Genomic DNA, 6285 nt, shown 5'->3' with positions numbered 1-6285 from the left:
CTTTTTGGTTACTTTTTGTCGCTCGGACAAAAAGTGACTCGCCGGCTACGCCGGCGAAACAGCAGCGCCCGCCCCGCCAAGCACGACGAGCCAGTCACAGCCACAAACCTCCCATCATTCCCGAAAGCGCCAGCACCGCCATAAAGGCCCGAACTGGCTCGGGTTTGTCTGGGCTTGCAGGGTAATGCAATAATGTCGGGGCTATGCCGCCCGGCCAGGTCCGGCCCAGCCGTGTGGCAATCCTCGTGCTTTCCCAGAATGGAGCGTACTTACCATGGCAAAGAAGAATGAGATGAGCGTGAATATCGGCATCTCCGACAAGGACCGCAAGAAGATCGCCGAAGGCCTATCCAAGCTGCTGGCCGACACCTACACCCTCTACCTCAAGACCCATAACTTCCACTGGAACGTGACGGGCCCCATGTTCAACACGCTGCATCTGATGTTCGAGACGCAGTACAACGAACTGGCGCTGGCCGTGGATTCCATCGCCGAGCGCATTCGCGCGCTGGGCTACCCGGCGCCGGGCACTTACAAGGAATATGCGCGCCTGTCGTCGATCCAGGAAGAAGACGGCGTGCCGGAAGCCACCGAGATGATCCGCAAGCTGGTCGAAGGCCAGGAGGCCGTGGTGCGCACCGCGCGCTCGATCTTCCCGCTGGTCGACGCCGCCAGCGACGAGCCGTCGGCCGACCTGCTGACCCAGCGCATGCAGACGCACGAAAAGACCGCGTGGATGCTGCGCTCGATGCTGGCCTGATCGTCGCCTGACTGCCATGCCGGCACGACGCGCCGCAACCGTCCTGGCTGCGGCGCGTTTTCGTTCAGTGCCTCGCTGTGCGCTGAACCCGTGCCCCTCCGATGACTCCTGCCCCCGCTGCTGCCGTGCTGCTTTCCTGTCCCCGAGCTCCCATGTCTGAACGCCTTGCCCTCTATGCGCGCCTGGTGCGCATCGACAAGCCCATCGGCACGCTGCTGCTGCTGTGGCCCACGCTGTGGGCGCTGTGGATGGCGGCTGGCGGCCCGCCGGCCCTGAGCGTGTTCTGCATCTTCTTTGCCGGCACGTTCCTGATGCGCTCCGCGGGCTGCGCGATCAACGACTACGCCGACCGGGACTTCGACAAGCACGTCAAGCGCACGAAGGAACGGCCGCTGACGGCTGGCAGGATTGCGGCATGGGAAGCGCTGGCGGTGGCGGCGGTGCTGGCGCTGCTTGCATTCGCGCTGATCTTGCCGCTCAACAGCCTGACCAAGTGGCTGGCCGTAGTGGCCGCGGTGGTCGCTGGCACCTATCCGTTCTTCAAGCGCTTTTTCGCGATTCCGCAGGCCTACCTGGGTATCGCTTTTGGTTTCGGCATTCCGATGGCGTTTGCCGCCGTGCAGGCCCAGGTGCCGCTGGTGGCGTGGGTGATGCTGCTGGGCAATGTCTTCTGGGCTATCGCCTATGACACGGCCTATGCCATGGTCGATCGCGACGATGACCTGCTGATCGGCATCAAGACCTCGGCCATCACGTTCGGCCGTTTCGATGTGGCTGCGATCATGGTTTGCTATGCGGCCTTCCTGGCGCTGATGGCGTGGGCCGGCGTGATGCTGTCGCTGGGGTGGCCGTATTGGGTGGGCCTGGCTGCCGCTGCGGTTTGCGCGGGCTATCACTACTCGCTGATCCGTGACCGCGACCGTATGCGGTGCTTTGCGGCGTTCCGCCATAACAACTGGCTTGGAGCGTGTGTGTTCGCGGGGACTGCGTTGGCCTACGCGATCCGCTAATGTTCCTCCCCTCTCCCATGCATGGGAGAGGGGAGCAAGCTTGCGGAATGGCAGGCGGCGTTGGCAGAACGCCGCTAACCACGCCGCCCGCTCAATCCTTCCCGAACTCTTCCCCCATTTCCTTCCCGCGTGCCGCCGCCGCATGCATGGCGCGCACAAACGCGTCAGCGATGCCGGCGCTTTGCATGGCCGTCAGCGCTGCATAGGTCGTACCGCCCTTGGACGTCACCCGTTCGCGCAATGTGGACACCGCTTCCGGCGACTGGCCGGCCAGCGTGGCGGCGCCCAGGAAGGTCTGTACGGCCAGTTCCCGTCCTTGCTGCGCGCTCAGGCCGAGTTCGGTGGCGGCGCGTTCCATCGCTTCGATGAAGAAGAACACATAGGCGGGGCCGCTGCCCGAAATGGCCGTGACGGCATCGATCTGGTCGTCGCCTTCGACCCACGCGCACTTGCCCACGGCTTCGGCCACCGCGGTGGCAATGGCGCGGTCCTGCGCCGACAAGCCGGCGGGTGAAGCCAGTCCCGTCATGCCCATGCCCGACAACGCCGGCGTATTGGGCATCGCCCGGACCAGCCGCGTGCGCCCGCCGAGCCAGCGCTGCATGTCCTGCAGGCGGATGCCGGCGGCCACGCTGATCACAAGGTTGCCGGCGCCGCTTGCGGGCAGGTACGGCAGCAGGCTGGCCGCGGCTTCGCGGAACTGCTGCGGCTTGACCGCCAGCACCAGCACGTCGGACGCGCCGAAGGCCGCATCCGGCGCGCCGGACGTGTGCACGCCCAGGTCGCGCGCCAGGCGCTGCTGTGCATCGGGGAACGGATCGACCACGCGGATCGAGGCGGCGGGCACGCCGCGCGCGATCAGGCCGCCGATCAGGGCGGTGGCCATATTGCCGCCACCAAGGAAGCCGAAGGTCAGGGTATCGAGCATGTCAGTCTCTGGCTGGAATGGGAGAGGGGGAATGCAGTCGCGGCGCTCACGCGCGCGCGCCGAAGATGGCCGTGCCGATGCGCACGATGGTCGCGCCTTCCGCGATGGCGGCATCCATGTCGCCGGACATGCCCATCGACAGCGTGTCGAGCGGCAGGCCCGCCGCTTGCAGCGACTGCAACAGTCCACGCATCGCCGCAAACGGCCGGCGCTGCGCGGCGGGGTCGCTCGCGGGCTCGGGAATCGCCATCAGTCCGCGCAGGCGAAGACCGGGCAGGACGGCGACGGCGCGGGCCAGTTCCGGCACGTCTTCAGGCGCGACGCCGCTCTTGCTGGCTTCGTCGCTGATATTCACCTGGATGCAGACCTGCAGCGGCGCCATGCCGGCTGGACGCTGCGCCGACAGCCGCTGCGCGGTCTTGAGCCGGTCAACCGCATGCACCCAGTCGAAATGCTCGGCCACCAGCCGTGTCTTGTTGCTTTGCAGCGGTCCGATGAAATGCCACGCGACCTGGCTGCGCAGGTCGGCCAGCGCAACGATCTTCTCCACGCCTTCCTGCACGTAATTTTCGCCAAAAGCGCGCTGCCCGGCCTCGATTGCCTCGCGCACAATGCCGGGTGCAACGGTCTTGGAAACAGCCAGCAAGGCCACGTCTTCCGGGACTCTTCCGGCTTGTTGTGCCGCCGCCGCGATGCCGCGGTGCACAGCTTGCAAGTTGGCGGCAATTACAGACATAATCCGGCGGACATACAGAAGAAGTAAAAAGAAGTACGAAAAGTACTAACAATTAATCGGGTGGGGTCATTATAGATGGACATCGCGCAGCTATTGGCTTTCGCAGTCAAGAACAAGGCGTCCGATCTACACCTCTCGGCGGACATGCCGCCGATGGTGCGTATTCACGGCGACATGCGGCGCATCAACGTCGCCCACATGGCGCACAAGGATGTCCACGCCATGGTGTACGACATCATGAGCGACTCCCAGCGCAAGAGCTACGAAGAGCGGCTGGAAATCGATTTCTCGTTTGAAATCGCCGGCCTGTCGCGTTTCCGGGTCAACGCCTACAACACGCAGCGCGGCGCGGCCGCGGTATTCCGTACGATTCCCTCCAAGGTTCTCACGCTCGAAGAACTGCGCGCGCCGGCGGTATTCGCCGACCTGTGCATGAAGCCACGCGGCCTGGTGCTGGTGACCGGGCCGACCGGCTCGGGCAAGTCCACCACGCTGGCGGCAATGGTGGACCACCGCAACGAAAACGACATGGGTCACATCCTCACGGTCGAGGACCCGATCGAATTCGTCCACAACTCCAAGAAGAGCCTGATCAACCAGCGCGAGCTGGGTCCGCACACGCACTCGTTCGCCAATGCGTTGCGCTCCGCGCTGCGTGAAGACCCGGACGTGATCCTGGTGGGCGAGTTGCGCGACCTGGAAACCATCCGCCTGGCGCTGACGGCGGCGGAAACCGGCCACCTGGTTTTCGGCACGCTGCACACCAGCTCCGCGGCCAAGACCATCGACCGTGTGGTCGACGTGTTCCCGCCCGAAGAGAAGGACATGGTGCGCACCATGCTGTCCGAATCGCTGGAGGCCGTGATCTCGCAGACGCTGCTGAAGACGCGTGACGGCAACGGCCGCACCGCCGCGCACGAGATCATGATCGCCACGCCCGCGATTCGCCACCTGATCCGCGAGAACAAGATCGCGCAGATGTACTCGATGATGCAGACCAGCAGCGGGCTGGGCATGCAGACCCTGGACCAGTGCCTGTCGGACCTGATCAAGCGCAGCATGATCAGCTACAGCGACGCACGGGCCATTGCCAAGAACCCCGACGCCTTCATGGGCTGAGGCCCGCGCCTCGCCCTCCGGCCGCGCCACCGGGGCGGCCTCTTCTTCGCAGGACCACGCCATGCTCGACCGCGAATCCGCCGCCAAGTACATCAACGACCTGCTCGAGCTCATGGTGAGCAACCGCGGGTCGGACCTGTTCATCACCTCGGACTTCCCGCCCGCCATCAAGGTCGACGGCAAGGTCACGCCGGTCTCGCAGCAGCCGCTCAATCCGACGCAGGCGCTGGGCCTGGTGCGCTCGATCATGAACGAGCGCCAGGTCAAGGAGTTCGACGACAGCCGCGAGTGCAACTTCGCCATCTCGGCGCCCAAGGCCGGGCGCTTCCGCGTCTCGGCATTTATCCAGCAGGGCAAGGCCGGCATGGTGGTGCGGACCATCAACACGCGCATCCCGTCGGTGGCGGACCTGGACCTGCCGCCGACGCTGCATGAGATTGTCATGTCCAAGCGCGGCCTGGTGATCGTGACCGGCGCCACGGGCTCGGGCAAGTCGACCACGCTCGCGGCCATGCTGGACCACCGCAACGCGAATTCCTACGGCCACATCATCACCATCGAGGACCCGATCGAATACGTGCATGCGCACCAGAACTGCGTGGTCACGCAGCGCGAGGTCGGCATCGACACCGAGTCCTGGCATATCGCGCTGAAGAACACGCTGCGCCAGGCGCCCGACGTGATCCTGATCGGCGAAATCCGCGACCGCGAGACCATGGAATACGCGATGCAGTACGCGGAGACCGGCCACCTGTGCCTGGCCACGCTGCACGCCAACAACGCCAACCAGGCCATCGACCGCATCGTCAACTTCTTCCCCGAGGAAAAGCGCCAGCAGCTGCTGATCGACCTGTCGCTGAACCTGAAGGCCATGGTCTCCCAGCGCCTGCTGCCGCGCGCGGGCCGCAAGGGGCGCGTGCCGGCCGTGGAAATCATGATCGGCACGCCGCTGGTGGCCGACCTGATCTTCAAGGGCGAGATCCACGAACTCAAGGAAGTGATCAAGAAATCGCGCGAGCAGGGCATGATTTCCTTCGACCAGGCATTGTTCGACCTGCACGAAAGCGGCAAGATCACGTATGAGGACGCGCTGCGCAATGCCGATTCGCTCAATGACCTGCGGCTGATGATCAAGCTGCACAGCGCCGCCAGCAAGGATGCCGACCTCGGTGCCGGTACCGAACACCTGAACGTAATCTGATCCGCGCGCGCGTCCGGTCCAGGAGCCAAGTCCGCCATGAGCAATGTCTACCAGTTCGAAGCCAAGTCCCTTGCCGGTCAGCCGGTGCCGCTGTCGCAGTTCCGCGGCAAGGTGCTGCTGATCGTCAACACCGCCAGCGAGTGCGGCTTTACCCCGCAGTACGCCGGCCTGCAGTCGCTGCATGACGCGTATGCAGCGCGCGGGCTGGAAGTGCTGGGTTTCCCGTGCAACCAGTTCGGCAAGCAGGAGCCCGGCGACGCGCAGCAGATCGGCCAGTTCTGCGAATCGCGCTTTGGCGTCACGTTCCCGATGTTTGCCAAGATCGACGTGAACGGCGCCGATGCGCATCCGCTGTACCAGTGGCTGACCAGCGAGAAGCGCGGCGTGCTCGGCACGCAGGCGATCAAGTGGAATTTCACCAAGTTCCTGCTGCGCCGCGATGGTACGGTCTACAAGCGCTACGGGTCGATGACCAAGCCGGAAGAGATCCGCGCGGACATCGAGACGCTGATCGCCGATCCCGGCGCGTGA

Annotated in this window: 7 protein-coding genes; 5 read left to right on the top strand and 2 right to left on the bottom strand. The window is 64.8% G+C overall.

The features are described 5' to 3' along the window. The first annotated feature begins 274 nt into the window (after window positions 1-274). The gene (locus AC3FNH_RS22465; protein WP_276098429.1) at window positions 275-760 is read left to right on the top strand and encodes a Dps family protein; all 486 of its coding nucleotides are present in this window, start codon (window positions 275-277) and stop codon (window positions 758-760) included. A 152-nt stretch (window positions 761-912) separates the two neighbouring features. Then, window positions 913-1770 carry a 4-hydroxybenzoate octaprenyltransferase gene (ubiA, locus tag AC3FNH_RS22460; protein ID WP_488721606.1) on the top strand — a complete coding sequence of 286 codons (858 nt, stop codon included), beginning with the start codon at window positions 913-915 and terminating at the stop codon, window positions 1768-1770. A gap of 91 nt (window positions 1771-1861) precedes the next feature. Here the strand turns inward: ubiA and proC are convergent, their stop codons facing one another. Both proC and AC3FNH_RS22450 read right to left on the bottom strand, forming a co-directional pair. Continuing rightward, entirely contained in the window at window positions 1862-2698 is an 837-nt protein-coding gene (gene proC / locus AC3FNH_RS22455) for a pyrroline-5-carboxylate reductase (RefSeq protein WP_488721605.1), read from the bottom strand. Window positions 2699-2744: 46 nt separating this feature from the next. Next, a complete protein-coding gene (locus AC3FNH_RS22450) occupies window positions 2745-3434 on the bottom strand; it encodes a YggS family pyridoxal phosphate-dependent enzyme (protein WP_276098426.1) in 690 nt (229 codons plus the stop codon). A 75-nt stretch (window positions 3435-3509) separates the two neighbouring features. On the opposite strand from AC3FNH_RS22450, the gene AC3FNH_RS22445 reads away from it, so the two are divergent. The 3 genes from AC3FNH_RS22445 (at window position 3510) to AC3FNH_RS22435 (ending at window position 6285) form a co-directional block, all read left to right on the top strand. Continuing rightward, entirely contained in the window at window positions 3510-4553 is a 1044-nt protein-coding gene (locus AC3FNH_RS22445) for a type IV pilus twitching motility protein PilT (protein WP_276098425.1), read from the top strand. 61 nt (window positions 4554-4614) lie between these two features. After that, the gene (locus AC3FNH_RS22440; protein ID WP_488721604.1) at window positions 4615-5754 is read left to right on the top strand and encodes a PilT/PilU family type 4a pilus ATPase; all 1140 of its coding nucleotides are present in this window, start codon (window positions 4615-4617) and stop codon (window positions 5752-5754) included. 36 nt (window positions 5755-5790) lie between these two features. Continuing rightward, window positions 5791-6285 (top strand): glutathione peroxidase, encoded by a 495-nt coding sequence (locus tag AC3FNH_RS22435; RefSeq protein WP_488721603.1) that lies wholly within the window; start codon window positions 5791-5793, stop codon window positions 6283-6285.

Source organism: Cupriavidus sp. 22TCCZM01-5 (genome assembly GCF_057798915.1).
Note: the sequence above shows the minus strand (reverse complement) of the source record. Positions and strands in the feature narration are given on the sequence as shown.

Bases quoted from the DNA above. Each gene is read 5' to 3' on its own strand.
- AC3FNH_RS22465 (WP_276098429.1), top strand. From the start codon at position 275: ATGGCAAAGAAGAATGAGATGAGCGTGAATATCGGCATCTCCGACAAG.
- ubiA (WP_488721606.1), top strand. From the start codon at position 913: ATGTCTGAACGCCTTGCCCTCTATGCGCGCCTGGTGCGCATCGACAAG.
- proC (WP_488721605.1), bottom strand. From the start codon at position 2,698: ATGCTCGATACCCTGACCTTCGGCTTCCTTGGTGGCGGCAATATGGCC.
- AC3FNH_RS22450 (WP_276098426.1), bottom strand. From the start codon at position 3,434: ATGTCTGTAATTGCCGCCAACTTGCAAGCTGTGCACCGCGGCATCGCG.
- AC3FNH_RS22445 (WP_276098425.1), top strand. From the start codon at position 3,510: ATGGACATCGCGCAGCTATTGGCTTTCGCAGTCAAGAACAAGGCGTCC.
- AC3FNH_RS22440 (WP_488721604.1), top strand. From the start codon at position 4,615: ATGCTCGACCGCGAATCCGCCGCCAAGTACATCAACGACCTGCTCGAG.
- AC3FNH_RS22435 (WP_488721603.1), top strand. From the start codon at position 5,791: ATGAGCAATGTCTACCAGTTCGAAGCCAAGTCCCTTGCCGGTCAGCCG.